The 18809-nt window shown below is 35.2% G+C and carries 19 protein-coding genes and 1 pseudogene; 8 read left to right on the forward strand and 12 right to left on the reverse strand.

Annotated features, from left to right (window positions below):
• The first annotated feature begins 287 nt into the window (after positions 1-287).
• A complete protein-coding gene (locus ABWU47_RS06415) occupies positions 288-1760 on the forward strand; it encodes a hypothetical protein (protein WP_077188281.1) in 1473 nt (490 codons plus the stop codon).
• 8 nt (positions 1761-1768) lie between these two features.
• Entirely contained in the window at positions 1769-3859 is a 2091-nt protein-coding gene (locus ABWU47_RS06420) for a hypothetical protein (protein ID WP_353285635.1), read from the forward strand.
• A gap of 667 nt (positions 3860-4526) precedes the next feature.
• Here ABWU47_RS06420 and ABWU47_RS06425 read toward each other — a convergent pair.
• From ABWU47_RS06425 to ABWU47_RS06450, 6 genes and pseudogenes are all read right to left on the reverse strand, one after another.
• Positions 4527-5640 (reverse strand): annotated as a pseudogene (locus ABWU47_RS06425) (IS3 family transposase).
• Between the two features lie 84 nt (positions 5641-5724).
• Entirely contained in the window at positions 5725-5952 is a 228-nt protein-coding gene (locus tag ABWU47_RS06430; protein WP_082246108.1) for an ankyrin repeat domain-containing protein, read from the reverse strand.
• A gap of 3 nt (positions 5953-5955) precedes the next feature.
• On the reverse strand, positions 5956-6087 hold the full coding sequence (locus tag ABWU47_RS06435) for an ankyrin repeat domain-containing protein (protein ID WP_007551899.1): 132 nt from the start codon (positions 6085-6087) through the stop codon (positions 5956-5958).
• Positions 6088-6384: 297 nt separating this feature from the next.
• Positions 6385-6759, reverse strand: coding sequence for a helix-turn-helix domain-containing protein (locus tag ABWU47_RS06440; RefSeq protein WP_007549999.1), 375 nt, complete (start codon positions 6757-6759; stop codon positions 6385-6387).
• A 22-nt stretch (positions 6760-6781) separates the two neighbouring features.
• Positions 6782-7111 (reverse strand): helix-turn-helix domain-containing protein, encoded by a 330-nt coding sequence (locus ABWU47_RS06445; RefSeq protein ID WP_007549995.1) that lies wholly within the window; start codon positions 7109-7111, stop codon positions 6782-6784.
• Between the two features lie 51 nt (positions 7112-7162).
• On the reverse strand, positions 7163-8086 hold the full coding sequence (locus tag ABWU47_RS06450) for a hypothetical protein (RefSeq protein WP_012673225.1): 924 nt from the start codon (positions 8084-8086) through the stop codon (positions 7163-7165).
• A 198-nt stretch (positions 8087-8284) separates the two neighbouring features.
• Here ABWU47_RS06450 and ABWU47_RS06455 point away from each other — a divergent pair, with 198 nt between their 5' ends.
• Entirely contained in the window at positions 8285-9367 is a 1083-nt protein-coding gene (locus ABWU47_RS06455) for a hypothetical protein (protein WP_012673224.1), read from the forward strand.
• Between the two features lie 136 nt (positions 9368-9503).
• Here ABWU47_RS06455 and ABWU47_RS06460 read toward each other — a convergent pair whose 3' ends face one another.
• The 4 genes from ABWU47_RS06460 to ABWU47_RS06475 all read right to left on the reverse strand — a co-directional run bounded on the left by ABWU47_RS06460 (position 9504) and on the right by ABWU47_RS06475 (position 11212).
• Positions 9504-9875 carry a helix-turn-helix domain-containing protein gene (locus ABWU47_RS06460; protein WP_041582616.1) on the reverse strand — a complete coding sequence of 124 codons (372 nt, stop codon included), beginning with the start codon at positions 9873-9875 and terminating at the stop codon, positions 9504-9506.
• A 34-nt stretch (positions 9876-9909) separates the two neighbouring features.
• Entirely contained in the window at positions 9910-10182 is a 273-nt protein-coding gene (locus ABWU47_RS06465; RefSeq protein WP_240327853.1) for a helix-turn-helix domain-containing protein, read from the reverse strand.
• A gap of 163 nt (positions 10183-10345) precedes the next feature.
• A complete protein-coding gene (locus tag ABWU47_RS06470) occupies positions 10346-11005 on the reverse strand; it encodes a RadC family protein (RefSeq protein ID WP_012673223.1) in 660 nt (219 codons plus the stop codon).
• A gap of 84 nt (positions 11006-11089) precedes the next feature.
• The gene (locus ABWU47_RS06475; RefSeq protein WP_255317433.1) at positions 11090-11212 is read right to left on the reverse strand and encodes a hypothetical protein; all 123 of its coding nucleotides are present in this window, start codon (positions 11210-11212) and stop codon (positions 11090-11092) included.
• Positions 11213-11334: 122 nt separating this feature from the next.
• Between ABWU47_RS06475 and ABWU47_RS06480 the strand changes: the two genes are divergently transcribed.
• The 3 genes from ABWU47_RS06480 to terL all read left to right on the forward strand — a co-directional run bounded on the left by ABWU47_RS06480 (position 11335) and on the right by terL (position 15935).
• Positions 11335-12174, forward strand: coding sequence for a polysaccharide deacetylase family protein (locus tag ABWU47_RS06480; RefSeq protein ID WP_077188286.1), 840 nt, complete (start codon positions 11335-11337; stop codon positions 12172-12174).
• Entirely contained in the window at positions 12129-13703 is a 1575-nt protein-coding gene (locus ABWU47_RS06485) for a penicillin-binding transpeptidase domain-containing protein (protein WP_006280388.1), read from the forward strand. The genes ABWU47_RS06480 and ABWU47_RS06485 overlap by 46 nt, the downstream gene beginning before the upstream one ends.
• A 780-nt stretch (positions 13704-14483) precedes the next feature.
• Positions 14484-15935 carry a phage terminase large subunit gene (terL, locus tag ABWU47_RS06490; RefSeq protein WP_077188287.1) on the forward strand — a complete coding sequence of 484 codons (1452 nt, stop codon included), beginning with the start codon at positions 14484-14486 and terminating at the stop codon, positions 15933-15935.
• A 204-nt stretch (positions 15936-16139) separates the two neighbouring features.
• Here the strand turns inward: terL and ABWU47_RS06495 are convergent, their stop codons facing one another.
• Positions 16140-17189: a class I SAM-dependent methyltransferase gene (locus ABWU47_RS06495; RefSeq protein ID WP_007549412.1), complete on the reverse strand. Its 1050-nt coding sequence runs from the start codon at positions 17187-17189 to the stop codon at positions 16140-16142.
• A gap of 101 nt (positions 17190-17290) precedes the next feature.
• Here ABWU47_RS06495 and ABWU47_RS06500 point away from each other — a divergent pair, with 101 nt between their 5' ends.
• Together ABWU47_RS06500 and ABWU47_RS06505 are read left to right on the forward strand one after the other, a co-directional pair.
• Entirely contained in the window at positions 17291-17662 is a 372-nt protein-coding gene (locus ABWU47_RS06500) for a hypothetical protein (protein WP_077188297.1), read from the forward strand.
• Positions 17663-17947, forward strand: coding sequence for a DUF2610 domain-containing protein (locus ABWU47_RS06505; protein WP_010962783.1), 285 nt, complete (start codon positions 17663-17665; stop codon positions 17945-17947).
• 6 nt (positions 17948-17953) lie between these two features.
• On the opposite strand, the gene dapD is transcribed toward ABWU47_RS06505, so the two are convergent.
• Positions 17954-18784: a 2,3,4,5-tetrahydropyridine-2,6-dicarboxylate N-succinyltransferase gene (gene dapD / locus ABWU47_RS06510; protein WP_077188288.1), complete on the reverse strand. Its 831-nt coding sequence runs from the start codon at positions 18782-18784 to the stop codon at positions 17954-17956.
• Between the last annotated feature and the right edge of the window lie 25 nt (positions 18785-18809).

An 18809-nucleotide genomic window follows, 5' to 3' on the forward strand; every position in this document is an offset into this window, starting at 1 on the left:
GGAAATTTCGTCTCTGTAGACATATTAAGAGCTATGTAACGAACGTTTATATTTGTGAGTAATAGTAAGGCTCAAGGTAAGGAAAATGCTAGTGAGGTAAAGTAGAATAACGTTAATTTGATAATTTAAGCTCATTCCCTCTTGCTACATCTCTCTTTAATATCTCCTCTTTTGCAGCAGGTCTATAATTACTGCTTAAATTTAGGTGCACACTAATTTTTCGATTTATATATTATTCTAATGCTTGTATAATACCTTCATTGAATATTTGATTTTGAGGTAATTAGATGCCAAAAAGTAAAACTAAACGTGGAACGGAAGATTTGAAGGGTAATGCAGGCCCAAGCAAAAGATCTCGTCTCAGTTCTGATCCTAAAAAAAATAAAGAGATTATCTCTAGCAAAGTAATAAGTAAGCTGAAGGATGTTGTTAAAGGTGATAGAACTTCAGCTATTGAGGAATGGGTCAAGGCTCACCCTGTAACAGTAGAGGGTCTAACCGTTGAGCAATCGGACCTCTTATGTAATGCGTTTCGTGATGAATCTTGTTGGTCAGGTGCGACACTAGATGTTGCTAAATTGGTAGGAGAATTAGCTAAATCAGGTGTGTTGAATCCATTTGCTATATATAAAATAGCATGTATTGAGTGTGTAGAGAGTGAAATTAAGCAATTATTTGACAAGGCGTTAGAGTCTTTTAGATCTGACTTATCTCATAAAGGTGCATGTGAGGAAGATAGGAATTTAGCTTGCAGTGATAAGCTTGCAAGAGTTGAATTGTTAAGTTCCATGGGAAGACGTGATCCTGTTTTCAATTTCTGGATTGATCAAGAATCAGGTAACCTTAGAGAAAATATAGAAGCAGAAGATGGATTTAATAAGGCTGTAGATTTCAAGTGGAGTAAGGGAGTGGAACACTTCTATAATCGTCTGTGTTCTGAAGAAAAATTAGTGAAAGAAGAGAGAGAAAAATTGCTAGTTTCTGCTATTGCAAAATTATCTCCATTGCAATCTAGCTATAAACTTGCTTCTACCTTAAGTTCCCTTCTAGGTAAAGTCATAAGCGCAAAAGTAGATCATAAGTCACTACTTGGGCTACCGAATAAGAAAGATAGGGGTGTGATCTACCGTCCTCTTAGTTACTTAGTAGAGCACGGTTTTCTTTGCACAACTAAGTATGTTATCCAGTACTTGAGCGAGGGATGTTCAAGATCTGAAGTAGAGAAAATGCTTTCACCTAGAGGATATGCACATCTTCTCTCATCGCTTTCATTTGTTGTAGTTTCTAAAGATTATGACTTGGATAACAGGAATGAAGCAAGGTCAGCTATTAGCAGTCTTTGGGAATCTAGTGTATTTAACCAAAATAAAATAAATGTTGTCGATCCTTTTAAAGATAGGATTGCTTTTGTTGCAATGGAAAATGCAATTTCAAATTTGATTGTAGATCAGGAGAACAGCAAGGATACTCAAAGTGCTGGCGATGGTGAAAAAGTTGATTTGGTCTTGAGTATTTTAAAGTTTGCTAAAGATTGTTGTTCAGACAAAAGCTTTAAATCATTAAAAGAGAGGATAGCAAATAGTTTAGATAAAACAAGGAATTCTAAGATGATAGATGCAACTAGCTCCTGCAATTTAATAGAAGAGTTGTGTAAGTCAGCGAGAAATTTGAATTTATTCTCTGCTAGCACTGAAGGTCCTCAATCTACGTTAGTGGGTACTAATGTTAGTATTTCGCCTGCTGCAGTTGTTAACAAATAGGAGTATTTATGCATGGTAATAATGAAGATCGTGAATTAGTTAGGGCTTTATTAAGTGGAGGTTGTGATGAGTTTAGTAGACAATTTGTAGGTTTTTTAAACAACTGTCCATCTTTTTTGCATTCGGCTAATAAGCCTGGCTTTTTTCCTACATTCTTTTTTGGTATGTTTTCTACTGCACATGATGCAGGTATATTAGTTGAAGATGAAAGAGTCTATTTTCGTTTTGACAATTATGGAAATCTAAAAGTTGCTGTTCTCACTAATAAAGAAAATAGAAGAATAGTCAGGTGTTATACTGTTGCTGATAATGAGAACAGCCCTGGGTCAAGGTTTAGTGCAGAAGAGAAGCAGCAGGTAGAAGAGAATCTTCCACAAGAATTACAGGAAGATGAGGATCTGGATTGGGAAGAGTATAAAATATTTCGGTTTGGAGAAGAATGTAGGTTTATTCATGAAATAGATAGATTTCCTCAACGTGATGAACCTGGAGCTCCAATTTTTCATGAAATTAACCCAATCAGAGAACAAGGTGAATTGTTAGACCTGATGAGTGAGTTGGCAAATGATGATACAGGAGAAGTGCGTACTAATGTTAAAAGAATTTTGGAATATGTTATTGATATCCATGATGAACATGAAGATAGCTTAGTGTTTCGTGCAGAGTCTGATTACCACGGTTTTCTGTGTGGGTTTTTAGTAAATTTTAGATACCGAGCTGTGGCTGATTTCTACCCAGAGCTACTTATAGGAAAAGGTTATGCAGATGTTGTTTTGCTTGTTCGTGGTGTTGATCAGACAAATGATTCGGTTCCAATTATAATTGAGTTGAAGGTTGGTGATGAGGAAGGATTAGAGCAAGCTAAAGATTATGCTAAAAGTTGTTCTGTTTCGTCTTTGCCTATTCATACCTCATCACCAAGTGCTGTTTGTGTAGCGTTAAATTTTCAATTACGTGGAGGTGCTGGTCTCCGAACTTCTGTGCAGGCCTTTTCAGAAGGTGGTCTTTCCTTAATACCGGGTTTACTACATCCTCATGGAAATGGAGTTAGGGGAAATGTAAAACGTTTTTTACAACCCATAGCATCAGAGTTCACTCAATCGCCTCATTGTAACACTTTTTCCTGTACGTCATCGTTTGTTTTTGGAAATGTTTTATCTACAAGGAGGGACTTAGAAACAAATGATGGGCGGGAGGTAAGGGTTACCAAGTATCTATTTAACCACTCTCAGGGAGAGAAAATGAAACGTACAGGTGGTAGGGGAGATGCAGCAGATATTGTAAGCCATGCGTTAACTTTAGCTCTATTTTTATCAAATATTGGTTTTGTTGTGCTTCACATTTTTCGTCGTTTAAAGTGGCAGACTTTACCAGACAAGGCATTGAACCTGTCGTTACTGCCTCAAGCCACAGATGATGCTAAGGTGCGTCAAGTACTTTGTGAAGTAGATGTCCAGGGTCATCTGGAAGTGGCTTCTGCAAAGAAATGCGAATCACTACGTGCTTACTCACGTTCTCATAGTGAAGGTTATTTCGAGGGAAGGTTTTCAGAACAAATGGGTAATGTTAGGAATTTACATCAACTTGCAGATCAGTTGATGAGTGCTGAGCCTAATTTTGGTAATGATGGTAATGTTAATGGTGAGTACAGGGCTAGGTATGAAGTTTTATTTAATGAGATTTCTCGTCTGTTGTATCCGTTATTAAATGGAACCCGTCTACTCGTGAACAATGAAGCTAAATTTCAGGCTTTGTTGCGTGGGATATTTCAAAGTTGCGATAATCCTGCCAAGGTAATTATTGAGTTCCAGCTACAGAGAGGAAGGAAAATAGACCTAGTATTATCAAAATCTGCGGAAAATGATGATACTCATCCAATTGGAATAGAGTTGAAGTATGCTAACACCGCAGAACAAGTTGAACGAAAAAGGGTGGAGGCAAATCGACAGTTAAGTGAATACGAATTTTGTGGAGGATGCAAGCGTATTACTGGGGGAGATGCGATGGTTTTGTTATACGCTATATTAAATGCTGTAGGACAAGAGCAGGATCTGATATTGATTGGTGGGCTTCGTAGAGCATCTGGGTTTTCTAGATGACTTGTAACTAATAAAAGTACCAAAGATAAGGTTGTTTATGGGTAAAATTATGCATTAAGCTAGAGTACGTTTGAGTAAGGTTGGAGAAAAAGCAAGGTCTTTGAGCAAGAAAATTTGATTTATGTTTTCTTAAGTTAAAGTTAACCTGATGAAGTTTGTATAATTTATTGTTGGAGTTTTTTTGTTCTATTTTTACTGTAAGTTCAATCTGCTCTATCTTTGGTCTTTTTTTCTTAGTTTTGCGGCAAGTCTAATATTTTTACTACTTAATGGAATAACTTGCAGAAAGTGGAGATATAATGCTAAGGCAGAGGAGCTCAGACAGTTATCTTAAACAATAAAGAAATACTAAAGGCAAAAGATACGCTTGCGTAGTTCGAAAGCTTTCTATAGGATAAGCCTCACCTGATTTACAAATAGAATTGTTATGTTAGATGTTTGCTATTTATTCTTAAGCTCATTTTAACAGCATTTTGCTTTTTTTAGTATGTAGGGGTTTTCTAGGAATTATCCTACTGAATTCTATGATATTATTTTTTGTAACATTGTTATACATTATAATGCACCCATTTGTCTAGACCATTTTTTTCAAAGTGATCCGATTTTTAAAATGAATATGTTGATAAATACGTCGACACATATTTAAAGTATTTATGAATATATTCATTTACTGTTTATGATAATAGAGATCAGCAGGAACTTTATAATGTAGAGTCTGATGTCGCCTTCTATAGTTATACCAAGCAACAAAATCGTTTATTATAAGATTCAAATCTCTGATACTATTTGGTCTATAATAATATATAGCTTCTTGCTTTAAAGTTCTCCATAAGCGCTCAACAAATATATTGTCGAAGCAACGTCCTTTATGGTCCATACTGATTTTAACATTAGCACGCTCTAATTCCATAATAAAGTTATAGCTAGTAAACTGCACTCCTTGATCGCTATTAAAATCTCAGGTTTACCTTGTTTTAGAGCTTCTTTAAGAGTATAAAGGCAAAATCCAGCATCAAGATATGGTGATAATGAATGAGCAATAATATAGCGACTATACAAGTCCATTATTGCCATAAAATAGACAAACTTACCTTCTACCATAATATATGTTATATCAGTAGCCCATACCTGATTAACTCTACAAATAATCAAATCTTTGAGTAAATAAGGATATATTTTATGCTTTTTTTCTTTAATACTTGTATTACATTTTTTTCTACAATATAGTCCACTGATCTTCATTTTTTTCATAATTCTTAAGATTTTCTTGTGATTGACTACTACTCCACTCGCTATGATTTCAGCAGTAATTTTGCGATATCCATAACGGCAATCAGAAGCCAAATATACTTCTTGAATCAAATTTGCTACTTCACTTTCGTTATTAATTATAGGCCTATGATATAGGCTAGACCTGCAAATACCAAGTAAATCAGCCTGTTTCCTAATTGATAGATCAGAATCTTTTTCTATAAACCTTACTCTATCTTTTTTGCTTATTTCAGTAATTTTTTTTTCAAATAACTATTTTCCACTGTCAGTTCTCCTATTACTTTATGTAAGCTTTCTATTTCTTGCGCTAAGATTCTTTGTTTTCTCGCACTTTCACTTTTTTCAGCAAATAGGTCTTTTAACCTTGCCAATACTCTATCACTCCAATCATATAGATTTGTTGATGGTATTTTATATTCACTACATATCTCAGCTGTGCTTTTTTGATTTTTTGTTGCTTCTAAAGCTATCTTTGCTTTTAACTCTGGTTCATATTTTTTTGTTGCCATACTTTTACCCCTTTACTTTCCTACTCGGATCAACCATTTTTTTTTGGTCTAGTTTATGGGGTGCATTATATTCTATGAGAAATTCTACAGATGGTAAATGGCCTTCCTTGGCAGCATAGTAGACTGATCTGTAGTTTTAGAATTATTAATATTAGAATTATTAATAAATGATTCTTGTTGTTGCTTTTCTATTAGAAGCTTTACAATTCCTAGATATCCTTTATTGGTAGCATAATGCAAAGGAGTCCAATTGTTTTTACCTTTTGTACCAACTTCTACTCCCTTATTAAGAGAAAATTTTACAATATCGATATTTCAAAAATCAGCTGCAATATGAATAGGCTTGTTTTCGTCATTAGTTTTAGCGTTAAAACTTACACCTTTATTATTTACTAAAAATTTTGTTACTTCTAAGCTATCAAACTTAGCTGGATGGTGCACAGCCACCTTGACCAAAAAATCATCCCCCTATCGCGTTCTTATCATTATGCCTTATACGCTGTATTACACCTTCAGATATAGTCATTGCTAACCTCCAACATCCTTGCTAATAAACCCTCGCTAAAACTGCCGAAAAGACTTTATAAGTTAATATTCTAAATCTCAATATTTTATGGTGCAGGTTTTTATTTTTAAAACATTATACTTTGTGTAGGGTATAACTACACGCATCAAAGTGAAAGAAAAGCAAAATGATGAAGAAAATGAAAGTTTAAGTTTTCTTCAACGACTCAAGGAGAGAATTTATGCTTTAAAGCCTGTATTAGCAAGAGCCTTAATCACTAAATGAACAATGTCACGCAGAGTTTCATCCTCAATTTTTCTATATTCCCTCACTAGCCTTGATATTTCTTCGCTGCCTACATCGCTATGGAAGGCCTTATCATGTAAGTCTTCAGAAGCTTTGGTAAAAAAATACGACATATCAACCGATAGTACTTCTGCTAATTTATATAACCTATCAACTACAAGCCTAATCTCTCCGCTTTCATATCCTTGTACATGCTGAAATGAAATTTCAAGCTTTTTTCCTAAGTCTCTTTGACTAAAACCACACATTAGCCTTCTTTTCCTTATTCTTTCACCTATTTGTTTATCGATAGGATGTTGTATAGTCATTTTACGTATCAGGTAATATTAACTATGTATTATCACTTTGAGAAAAAGATTTTACCAATATATAAACTGCACTACGTAACCTTTTGCTCTTAATTTCGTTATATCCTTTGACTAACTTTAGTATTTCTTCATCATAAGCTTCATGTGAGTCAGTGTGCATATCAGTAAAAAAGTTAGCAACATCTATCGATAGTGCTTTTGCTAAATCATATAATCTACTGGCCAAAACACAATTTGAACCATTTTCGTACTTTTGTATCTGTCTATACGAAACACCTATTCTCTTTCCCAATTCGGTCTGTGTCAAAGCACGATCTAACCTAAGTTGTTTTATTTTTTTACCTAATTGCACTTTTCACCTCTTATTCAAATTTACAACAAATTTTATGAAGTGGAAAAAAAGCTAGCAAAGTAATTGCTTTAATAATTTCTGCCTCTCGCTAATTAAATCGTTTGGCCTTACGTATTTTTTCTCAATTTCCCTCATCTCTTTTTCTCGTTCTGCAATGCTATTTCGTATTACTTCAGCCGAGTATCTGCTTTTGCCACTTGCAAACTCTGATCTTAATCTTCTAACCTTGTATTCGAGCTCAGCAAATCTTTCGTGTTGCTCAAGAAGTTCTATCATATGACTAATTTCAGAGTTTAGCTTTTTTTCCTCAACATCTCTTACAATAAAAGAAAGTAGAAGCTTATCTATTTGGTAATCAATATTTGGTTGAGCAGCAAATAGATCAATTATGGCTTTTACGTCAGTAGGATTTGTAACTAGTAAGTTAAAATTACTACATAAAAAACTATAGAACTTTATCGTCTTCTCAAGATAATTTTTCATATCTTGTGATAATTGCAATTCTTTGTGAATTCCTGACAGCAATATTTTCAATTCTTCCAAGTATTTCGTGTCAAAATTACTTACTTCTGTAGGTGAAAGGATCATTAGCAGCTTTTTTACAAGCTCAACATCATTTAACTTTACTGCATTATAAAGAGCTTTTTCTTTATCTTCTTTTAAATCATAAAGCTCTGATGAGTTATCTATGCTGAATAGATATTCAGTATTTCCTTGAGGAGAGTAGATTAAAATGTCCACTTCTCTTAGCGGGTGATCATCATTAAACTTTTCTAGTAACTGCTTATCGGTAGTTTCCTCTATTGCTACAACTGCTTTGCTTACCTCTTTCAACTTTGCAATATCATCTCTTGAGTTTTCAAGTATATCTTTAGCCTTGTCTAGCAGCTGCTCATATAGAACTATTTTTTCTTCATCATCAAGTAGCTGACAATGCTTTTTCAGCTTTTCAGTAGAGTAAGATAGGATATCCATTTTTTTCAATTTTACGATTACGATACCCCATTTTTGTTGAAACTGAAATAATTTTTATAGGATGTGTTTTTCTAGTGTAGATGCCCGCAAAACTTGTTATTATAATATACAGTAAATCAATAAGTCGTATAATATTAACAATTAAATAATATTTATCACGATATGATCGAATAGTAATGAAATTAAGTGAGGGTTACAATGAAAAAAATAAATGGTAAAAAATTGTCTAGTAAAATGTTAAAAGCGGTAGAGCGAATAGCAAAAGAAGGGTTATTACCTAATTTTATAAAAGCTGCTCCAACAGCAAATAAAAAGATTAGTAAATTACCTGTCTTAACATATCCTGAGGAGCTCAATCCATTTCGATCAGCTTTATGCAAGATAAGGCTAAGTGAATATGAAAATGTGAAATTAAATGAATTCTTGGAAAAAGCTATTGCAGCTGAAAATCTAGACAAATTAAGTAAAATCGTCGATGAAGCTTTGGATTTAGGAATAAGAGTAAACGCTCGCAACGAAGATGGCTTTAGCTTCACTAACGTTACAATGTTTAAGATGTATCGTGATGAATTCAAAGAAAATAAACAAGAAGATATAATCAGAAAGTTAGCCTTACATGGAGCAGATTTTAATGTACAAGTTGATAAGAAAATAGCTGAAATGTATCAAAAAGTGCAAAAAGAAATTGAGCCACAAATATATAGTAGGCTCAAGAAACTTAGGGAAGTTGGAGAAGACGCTACTATAGAAGGAACTGTTGAAGATGTAGAAATCGATAATAAGACCTTCTATATTGAATTTTCACATAGCTGCATAGTTGATGTTGCCAAAGTTGTAGAAGGTGCAAAAAATTTGGGCTTAAGTAAAGGAGACTTAAACCTTGGCGGTAGTATCATAAAAATAGGTGATGGTGAAGTTGAGGTCAAAACTGGGAAAGACGGTAAAAGAAATTACGTAGATATATCCGATAACAGCGCTTTTACAGTAACACTTTGCACTAGCCTAGGAGAGCTAAATTTAATGGTATATCATGACACAGAAGACTATCATCAAGTACAAGTTGAGGTAGAAGATGAAGAAATGTGGAACGAGTTGCAAGAAATAGGAGAAATCGTAGGAAAGGGTTGTTTATTTGGTGGAATGTCTGTTAAAGAAGTAGTGGAAAAAGGCAGCTTTACTAGATGTGGAAGGTGGGGCGACCAAAATTCTAAAAGTAGTGAGACCTTTTCTTGGGTGAGCAAATTAAAAGATACCAAAACGACATCTGTAGGACGTTCTTGATTGGTGGCTATGTTTTTACATAGCCATAATTATTGCAAAGTAAAGTAGTTCTTGAAATTTAATCAAAATTACCATAAAAAATTTACCTTAACTAGCATTGCTTGTAGAAGTGGATTGAAGATATATTCAGGCAATATTATTTATTGGCAAGCGCTTTTATCACTGAATGCACAATATCACGCAACGTTTCATCCTTAATTTTCCTGTATTCCCTCACTAGCCTTGATATTTCTTCACTACCCACATCGCTACAAAAGGCCTTATCGTGTAAGTCTTCAGAAGCTTTGGTAAAAAAATATGACATATCAACGGACAAAGCTTCTGCCAAATTATACAATCTATCAATTACAAGCCTTACCTCTCCAGTTTCATATCCTTGTATATGCTGAAATGAAATTCCGAGCTTTTTTCCTAAGTCTCTTTGGCTAAAACCGCATATTAACCTTCTCTTCCTTATTCTTTCACCTATTTGTTTATCAATAGGATGTTGTTCATCTTGTACAATCATTTATTAATATATTAACTGAGGTATTGAAGCAATACTAACTCTCATTGTAACTTTGAGAAAAAGATTTTACCAATATATAAACTACGCTACGTAACCTTTTGCTTTTAATTTCATTATATCCTTTGACTAATTTTAGTATTTCTTCATCATAAGTTTCATGTGAGTCGACATGCACATCAGTAAAAAAATCAGCCACATTAATCGATAGTGCTTTTGCTAAGTCGTATAGCCTACTGGCCAAAATTTGGTTTGAACTATTTTCGTACCTTTGTATTTGTCTATACGAAACGCCTATTTTCTTTCCCAACTCAGTTTGTGTTAAACCACAGTATAATCTAAGTTCTTTTATTTTTTTGCCTAATTCCACCTTTCATTACTAATTTTAGCTGCTCAAGCTTATATTGAATTTTTTAATTTATGAAGTAGAAAAAAAGAAGGAAAGTTGGAGAACTTTCCTTCCGGTCTACAGATTACAATAAACCACTATCATAAAAACTAAAGTGGCTCTTCTGTGTTACGATTATGTGATCTATTAATTTCATTCCTACATTTTCGCAGGTTGCAGCTAATGTAAGTGTGTTATCCTCATCCTCCTTTGATGGTTCTGTATCTCCACTTGGATGATTATGTGAAATTGCAATAGATGATGCATCGATCAGTAATCCCTGTTTGATTATTTCTCTCACATATAGAGGTACTCTGTCTATAGTTCCACAGTCTTGAATATACTCGTATATCAAATGACCACTTCGATCTAAGTATATTACTCGCAAGCTTTCCTTTCGTGACTGCCCTATTGCTGTTTTAAAGTATTTTAGTAGCTCTTCTCTGTTATCAAGAATCGACAGCTTTTTTAACTTACCTTTCAGTATCCTATCGAAAATCTCTTTCAGACAAAAGATACTTGCTATTGCTCCATCATTCATTCCTGTAACATTTTTTAGCTCATGAAAGTCAGCGTTAATTACCCTTCCTAAACTACTAAAGAGCTCTATTAGCTTTTTGGCCACTTCTCTTCCTTCTTCACATTCAGATAGAGTACGTTCCAGTAGCTCATGGTCAAGTAAAGACCTGCCTCTACTTGATAAAATGCGAGTTTCCAATTTTTCTTTTCTCTCACTATTATTCATAAAAACCTCCAAGGTCAACATTATATACAAATTCAACGCCAGCTTTCTGACGCAGTAGTTCTCGAGGAATAACCCTTTTGAACTCTAAATTTGCAATGTTGTCCTTGTTGCTTTAAAAGCTGGAATACCATTTGCCATATGAATTTGTGCATTGACATTTACTGTGCTAATTCCCTGAAGCGCAACGGTATTTATATTTGCAATCATAATATATTATATAAAATTGTTAATACAATATATTAAAGAAGCGATGAAGTAAAGGCTACAGCAATTAAAGATGGCTTAACTTAGCAAAAAAGTGTAGTATTCTATCACTTTGCTGATTACAAATGTTTATAAGGATAATCACTTTTTTCTTACTATATTCAAGTACGGCTTTTTGTAGTGATTGTAATTTTAATTTACCATACTGTGGGCTCAGTTGTAATCTAGATCTATCATATAGAAATTTAAGTAATATAAAAAAATTATTGAATAACGACGATAAGTTTGTTGCGCTTACGTTTGATGATGGACCGTCTAACAATAGAGTAAACGATATTATTAATGTTCTGGAAAGCTATGAAGCAAAAGCAACATTTTTTGTGCTTGGTGAACGTATAAATGAAAAAACGTCTGAAATAGTAAAGAAAATTCATGAATCAGGTCATGAGTTAGGCAATCACTCTTGGTCGCATAGGAAGTTGACATCACTTTCAAGTGAGGAACAATTGCAAGAATTGGAAAAGACAAATACAGCAATTAAAAATGCAATAAAACAAGATGTAAAATGGTTTCGTCCGCCATATGGATGTTATGACGATAATCTGATTGAAAATACTGATCAATTAAATATGTATTCAATATTATGGACAGTTGATTCGCTAGATTGGCAAGGTGATAAGCCAGAAACTTTAGTTGAAAGAGTTTTAAGTAATGTACATAATGGAGCAGTTATACTGTTTCATGATCACAATAACAGGTTAAACACAATTGAAGCTTTACCTCATATTATTAAAATACTAAAAAAATCAGGTTATAAGTTTGTGACCTTAAGTGAGTGGGAAAAAAGGGTTTGTAATACGGTAAAAGCCAGAAGTGTAACAATAAAAGAGGGGAAAAAAGTGTGTTTTGAAGGAATGTTATGTGGACAAAAAACAAAGTCTTTAACCGCAGAGCATTCATATTAGGTGGTATTCAGCTTACCATTTCTGCGGTTTTTAGTTGCAGGTTATATAATTTACAAATACGAAACAGACAAAAGTACGAAGCACTATCTAATAGTAATAGAATAAGAGTTGCTACTATTATGCCTAAGCGGGGCAAAATTTTAGATAGGAATAGCATTGAACTTGCGGTAAACAAAATTTCGTATGTTGTTTTGTTTGATGGTTCTGGTAAGGAAGTTGATTTGCAGACATTATCAGAAGTCGAGTCTAAAATAGCAAAATCGTCAGAAAAAATAACTGCTCTTTATAAGCGTTATTACCCGTTTGGTTCAATGTGTTCTCATGTAATCGGATATACAAAAAGACAGCAAGGCATAAGCGAAGTAGGAATCAGCGGTATTGAATATACATATGATCATATATTGAAAGGCAAGTCAGGAAAATCTGAGCAGGAAATAAATTCTAAAAAACGCGTCATAAAAGAATTATCAAGCATACCACAACAAGACGGACAAGATGTACAACTGACAATTGATATTAATCTGCAAGAGAAAACCGCAGAGGTATTTAAAGATCACCAAGGCTCCGCAGTGGTAATTGATGTAAATAATGGAGAAATTTTAGCATTATATAATTCACCTTCTTACGATAATAATCTTTTTGCTAGCAGGCTATCAAATGAGACTTGGGAGAGCTTGAATGCTCCTTCATTGCCGCTCGTGAATCGTGCGTTATCATATCAAATTCCACCTGGTTCAATATTTAAAGTAATAGTTGCGCTTGCGGGTTTAAAAGACGGGATAATAACACCAGAAGAGAAATTCTCGTGCAAGGGCTATATGAAAATAGGTGAGCGGAAATTTCGTTGTCTGAAAAGCAAAGTCCATGGGTATGTATCTTTAAATGAGGCAATGGCATTATCATGCAACACTTACTTTTATAATATAGGGAAAAAAATAAGTGTAGACTCTCTAGTAGAAATGGCCAGAAAATTTGGTATTGGAAGTGGGCCACTGATTGGAACGTTTAAAGAAGAAGCTCCAGGGTTGTTGCCAGATAGAGATTGGCGTACACGAAAGCTATATTCGCAGTGGTATTTAGGTGACACTATCAACTTAGTTATAGGACAAGGGTATATGCTTACAACACCACTACAGCTTGCAGTTCTTGCAGCGAGGATTGCAACAGGAAAAGAGGTAATTCCCCGCATTAAGATGAATGAAACGATACAAGATTTTCCCGATATTGATGTGGATTGTGAGCATCTTAGCATAGTTCGAAAAGCTATGTTTGATGTGGTGAATTCTAAAACTGGAACCTATAAGAAAGGGCTAAGCGGTATACAAATTGCCGGTAAAACCGGTACACCAGAGATAAACTCTAAGGGCGAAAGTCATAAGTTATTTATCGCCTATGGCCCTTACCATAACCCGCGCTATGCAATCTCTGTGTTTATAGAACACGGCAAAGCCCCACGCCAAGATGTTGCTATAGCTAATGAAATATTTCAGTATATGCTTGAAACTATGAGTATTAAACTTCTTGCATAACCATATAACAAACTTTTATTGGGAATAGAAACGAAAAAACTTACTTGACACCCTTCGCCAGCGCCCTTATCATGATAGTGAAGCTATTGTATTTGCTTTCGCCAATCTGCAGATTAAAAGGTAAGGATTACTTAATGTATCGGCGTCTTATGTTCAATTTTTTGCAGTATATAGATACTGTATGTCTTTACAAAACTTCATCTACATCTAGATTTTTATCTAAATAAGCTGAACGCGCTTATAAAGCGTTACAAGACATCAAAAAATGCCAATACTTGACAGAGATAGTAAAAGACTAGCTAACTCGGGGATTCTTTGTCTTTTTTTCTGCTTAGTAAACTTCTTAAACATTTGCAGCGTAAGTTAGTTGCAATTAAAAGCAGCTTAATCTTGCTTGTCAAGCGTTTAAAACATAAAAAACGCCAATATTTTAAAGCGGATAATAACCCCAGGGCTTCTTTTGCCTTTTTTTTCATTTAGTAAATTTCTTAATATTTATAGCTAAACAACAACCGTCATCCCTAAGTATCCCGCTGCTTGTTAGCGGGATCTCTTGTTAGCGCCGCGGTGGTATGACGTAGGATTGTTGTCATTCCGCTACTTGTTAGCGGCTGAGATACCGCGAATGAATCGCGGTATGACGGTGTAGATGATGGTTAAGTAATTCGTCATCCCGCTGCTTGTTAGCGGGATCTAGAGATACCGCGACGTCTCACCTATAGCCTTCAGTGCTCCTTTTTTTGTCATCCCAGCGTCACGCGTTGGTTTCAACATTATATCATGAACTTTCTAAAATTCATTGAGTTATGCTTTCAAACGGTAGTGCCGGGGTGTGAGTATAACGATTATCAGTATATAAAAGTCATAGCAGACAGGCTGGAAGCAGCGAGCGCTGGTGAAGTGAAACGAATAATATTCAATATGCCTCCGCGTTCAATGAAATCCCTGTGCGCTAGTGTTGCGTGGCCCGCATGGATACTGGGAAACCAACCAACTGCGAGAATAATAGTTGCAAGTTATTCTCAGCGGCTCAGCGAAAAGCATTCGCTCGACACCAGGTGCGTGATGCAGTCTAGTTGGTATAGAGCGCTATTTCCAGAGATAGAACTATCCAAAGACCAGAATACCAAATATAAATTTCAAACAGTGCAGAGAGGATACAGAATCGCAACATCAGTTGGTGGAACACTAACTGGTGAAGGTGGTGATTTTATCATTGTGGACGATCCGCTCAGTTCTGCTCAAGCTTTGAGTGAAACGCTTAGAAAGCGTGCCACAAACTGGTTTGATCAGACTTTAGTAACCAGGCTGAACGATAGAAAAAAAGGAGTCATCGTTCTTGTAATGCACAGGCTACACCAGGAGGACTTAACTGGACACCTTCTCTCCAAGCCAAAAAACATATGGCATCATATTTGTTTGCCAATGATTTCTGAAAATAAGCAGGTTATTTATTCAATCAAAAAGCCAATACCTCCCGTTCCTATCATCCGAGTAGCTCAGCACTGTGCGACCAGGCGATTATATAATAAACCAGCGTCACCTGTAAGGATATTATATTCAAGAGAAGAAGGTCAGTTGTTATATCCCCTCGATGGAGGAAAAGAAGAAGTTGAGATAATAAAAGCTGAACTTGGGAGTTACGCTTTTGCTGCTCAATATCAACAAAACCCTCTGCCGCTTTCAAGTGGTATAATTAAACCAGAGTGGTTGAAACGCTATAAAAAATTTCCTGATAATCTCTCGCATATAACACAAAGTTGGGATACTGCGGTTTCAACAAGTAACATGAGCAACTTTAGTGTCTGCACCACCTGGGCAAAAATAGATAATAAATTCTATTTACTCGACGTATATCGCGCAAAGCTTGAGTATCCAAAGCTTAAAGAACAGGTTTTGTCACTAGCTGCAAGATGGACGCCACACGCAATTTTAATCGAAGCAAAAACAAGTGGTCAACAATTGGTGCAAGAGCTAAAGACAAACAGTGATTTACCGATTATTGAAATAGTGCCACATGATGACAAGCTCACTCGATTTCATCAAATTGTTCCGATTATAGAGTCTGGCAAGGTTTTTCTGCCACATCAAGCAGTATGGCTGAACGATTTTGAGTATGAGATTTTAATGTTTCCTGAAACTCGACACGATGATCAAGTAGATAGTACCGTGCAATATCTCCAGTGGGTGAGAAACAGTACCTCCAGGGTTGCAGCTATACGAGCATTGTGATTTGAGTCTACCAGTACTGGGATGACAGCTAGGAGACAACCGTCATCCCGCTGCTTGTTAGCGGGATCTAGAGATACCGCGAATGAATCGCGGTATGACGGTTCGCGGCGGCATGACAATAAGCTCGTCATTCCGCTACTCGTTAGCGGAATCTATGCTGAGATATCGCGGCGGTATGACGTAGGGAAACCTTTCTTGGGTTAGCTATATCAATAGCATTGCTTTAAAAAGAGTGCCCATATTTTCAGTCAACCTTAAGAATTCACTAAAGATCCTATTCTTTTGTTCATCACTTGCGCTTTTCATTAAAGCCTGGGTTCTTTCTTTTATGCCAAAAAGATATAAAAATTCCCTTTGAGTTAAAATCTCACAATCTACATGCTTTAATGAATCTCTTAACGCTTGAAAGTTCACAAGTGCGGTAATATCACTATTACCAACATTCTCAAGAAAATTAGCATACTTATGTTGTTTTATCGATTGCAAAGTGCTCTTATATGCGGGGTATACATAACCGTAATCTACAATCAAAGCAGCTCCTTTATTATTATATATCTTCTTCTCAAGTTTTTTTAATATTTCAACCCCAACTGAACATATTTCCACCACTGCACCATTAAAAAATTTTCCATTTGTCATCTGAGTAGCTGACACTGGAATCCATGATTCTTTTTTTCTGGATTCCAGTGTCACGCACTGGCATGACACCAAGAGACTGCCATCATCTTGTTTTGTCACCATATTTTCATACCACCCCTCATCATGATATACAAACTGATCTATCGGAAGAGCGTCAAAGAACTCATTTGCTAAAAAAATGGTTGGTTGTTCTGGTAGGTTGTCAATATTTTTGTGCCAATTAACATCTAAGCTTTTTAATTTTTCCTTTTGTATCTTCCGTAAAGTAGGGCTTATTTCAACTAAGTGGATCAACATCGAATTAAAAAAGCTGCTGTATTTTTTAGTGACTCTTATTATATCGTGAATGAGTGTTCCTTTGCCTGGCCCAAGTTCAACTAGAGAAAATTTTGATGGCTTTCCTAATTTTTCCCATGTATGCATTATCCAAACTGCAATTACTTCACCAAATAATTGGCTGATCTCAGGTGCGGTAGTAAAATCACCATCCTTACCAAGCGGTAATTTACTTGTATAATAGCCGTATTTTTCATGGTACAAAACGGCATTCATGAAATCACTGATGGATATTGATCCTTGACTTTTGTCAATTAATTCGTGTATATAAGTGAGCATGTTATTAATAAATGTTTAACTATAGCGTGCCATAATATAAAATAGTAGAGTATTTATATATATAGTATACACTTAAGTTTGTGAGTAATAGTGCTTCAGTTATGGACGACAAAAACACCGATTATGTTGCCCTTATAGCTCAAGATGATAGTATTGAATACAAATTTGAAGAAGCTGTCAATTTTATAGAAAACAAGGTTATAAATGCTGATGGGCTAACTTTAGCGGAAGTGTTTCAAGTGCTAGTTCAAATGCTAGATGGTGATCTAGCATTGGTAAAAAAAGTACTAGCATATGCTAATATTATGGCAAAGCATGGAATGAAGGTAGCAAAAGAGTCGCAATTAAGCAGAGCTGATGTTCGCCGAGCTTTGGAAGGTAGAGAAAGTGTTGTCAATAGACAAGATTTTATAAAGAAACCACCTCTTCCACCTGCTATAAAATCGACCAAAAAGAAAAGTAGAGGTCTTTAGATGGCTGAATCTATAAAAAAATTTACTGTACAATGTGACTTCAAAGGACAAAGTTCACCTTTTGCAATATACATAGGAAATCCAAAAAGTGATGCTCATCCAATTCATCATCAAGATTCCTGGCTTGTAAAAGAACGTGGAGGGAATATTCCTAATAAAGTAAAAGAAAGTCTACAAAAATTATATAAACTATCTCAAGAAAATGGAGTCTCTTTCTCAGAGTTATGCGCGTATGCCATTACTGTGGTTAGTAATAATGATAAAAAAAGTGACGACAAGGAGTAAGATAGTTTAATCCCTCAATATTTCATTTATAGAGATTTTCGATCTCGTCTTTTCATCCACTTTTTTTACTATGACTGCACAATAGGTTGAAATATTATTTTTAGATGGAATAGACCCTGGTACCACTACAGAATAAGGTGGCACTTCGCCGTAAAATACCTTGCTAGTTTCTCTATCAATAATCTTTGTTGATGCCCCAATAAACACGCCTATGCCAAGGACTGATCCTTCTCTCACTACCACACCCTCGGCCACTTCGCTACGTGCTCCAATAAAGCAATTATCTTCTATAATGACAGGTGAAGCTTGAATAGGCTCAAGAACTCCACCTATTCCCACTCCACCGGAAATATGACAGTTTTTTCCTATTTGCGCACAGCTACCAATCGTTGACCAGGTATCTATCATTGTTCCTGAATCAACATATGCACCAACGTTGATAAAACTTGGCATTAGAACAACATTTGTACCTATATAAGCAGATCGGCGAACAAAACACCCAGGAACTGCTCTAATTTTTAACCGGCGAAATTTCTCCTCATTCCATTCACTAAACTTGTTACCGATCTTATCAAACCAGCAATTAGTATTATCTATTATTTTATTTTCTTCGGTGAGAAAATGTAATAATATTGCCTGCTTTATCCACTTATGTACTACCCATTCTCCACTTGATAGCTTTTCTGCTACTCTAATTTTGCCACTATCAAGGAGCTCAATTACCTCTTTAATTGCTATTCTTGCTGTTTTCTTTAGATTACAGTCATTAAATTTTTCTCTATTTTTCCAAATATTTTCTATCTCACTCTGTGTTTTTTTTAGTTGCAAACCTTCCATTTGTTATATATATATTGATATTAAA

The organism is Wolbachia endosymbiont (group A) of Gastracanthus pulcherrimus (assembly GCF_964028265.1).
In the GTDB taxonomy this organism is placed as follows: domain Bacteria; phylum Pseudomonadota; class Alphaproteobacteria; order Rickettsiales; family Anaplasmataceae; genus Wolbachia; species Wolbachia pipientis.

Bases quoted from the DNA above. Each gene is read 5' to 3' on its own strand.
- ABWU47_RS06420 (WP_353285635.1), top strand. From the start codon at position 1,769: ATGCATGGTAATAATGAAGATCGTGAATTAGTTAGGGCTTTATTAAGT.
- terL (WP_077188287.1), top strand. From the start codon at position 14,484: ATGAACTTTCTAAAATTCATTGAGTTATGCTTTCAAACGGTAGTGCCG.
- ABWU47_RS06475 (WP_255317433.1), bottom strand. From the start codon at position 11,212: ATGATTGCAAATATAAATACCGTTGCGCTTCAGGGAATTAGCACAGTA.
- ABWU47_RS06500 (WP_077188297.1), top strand. From the start codon at position 17,291: ATGGACGACAAAAACACCGATTATGTTGCCCTTATAGCTCAAGATGAT.
- dapD (WP_077188288.1), bottom strand. From the start codon at position 18,784: ATGGAAGGTTTGCAACTAAAAAAAACACAGAGTGAGATAGAAAATATT.
- ABWU47_RS06460 (WP_041582616.1), bottom strand. From the start codon at position 9,875: ATGATTGTACAAGATGAACAACATCCTATTGATAAACAAATAGGTGAA.
- ABWU47_RS06450 (WP_012673225.1), bottom strand. From the start codon at position 8,086: ATGGATATCCTATCTTACTCTACTGAAAAGCTGAAAAAGCATTGTCAG.
- ABWU47_RS06440 (WP_007549999.1), bottom strand. From the start codon at position 6,759: ATGACTATACAACATCCTATCGATAAACAAATAGGTGAAAGAATAAGG.
- ABWU47_RS06470 (WP_012673223.1), bottom strand. From the start codon at position 11,005: ATGAATAATAGTGAGAGAAAAGAAAAATTGGAAACTCGCATTTTATCA.
- ABWU47_RS06505 (WP_010962783.1), top strand. From the start codon at position 17,663: ATGGCTGAATCTATAAAAAAATTTACTGTACAATGTGACTTCAAAGGA.
- ABWU47_RS06415 (WP_077188281.1), top strand. From the start codon at position 288: ATGCCAAAAAGTAAAACTAAACGTGGAACGGAAGATTTGAAGGGTAAT.
- ABWU47_RS06495 (WP_007549412.1), bottom strand. From the start codon at position 17,189: ATGCTCACTTATATACACGAATTAATTGACAAAAGTCAAGGATCAATA.
- ABWU47_RS06480 (WP_077188286.1), top strand. From the start codon at position 11,335: ATGTTTATAAGGATAATCACTTTTTTCTTACTATATTCAAGTACGGCT.
- ABWU47_RS06485 (WP_006280388.1), top strand. From the start codon at position 12,129: ATGTGGACAAAAAACAAAGTCTTTAACCGCAGAGCATTCATATTAGGT.
- ABWU47_RS06455 (WP_012673224.1), top strand. From the start codon at position 8,285: ATGAAAAAAATAAATGGTAAAAAATTGTCTAGTAAAATGTTAAAAGCG.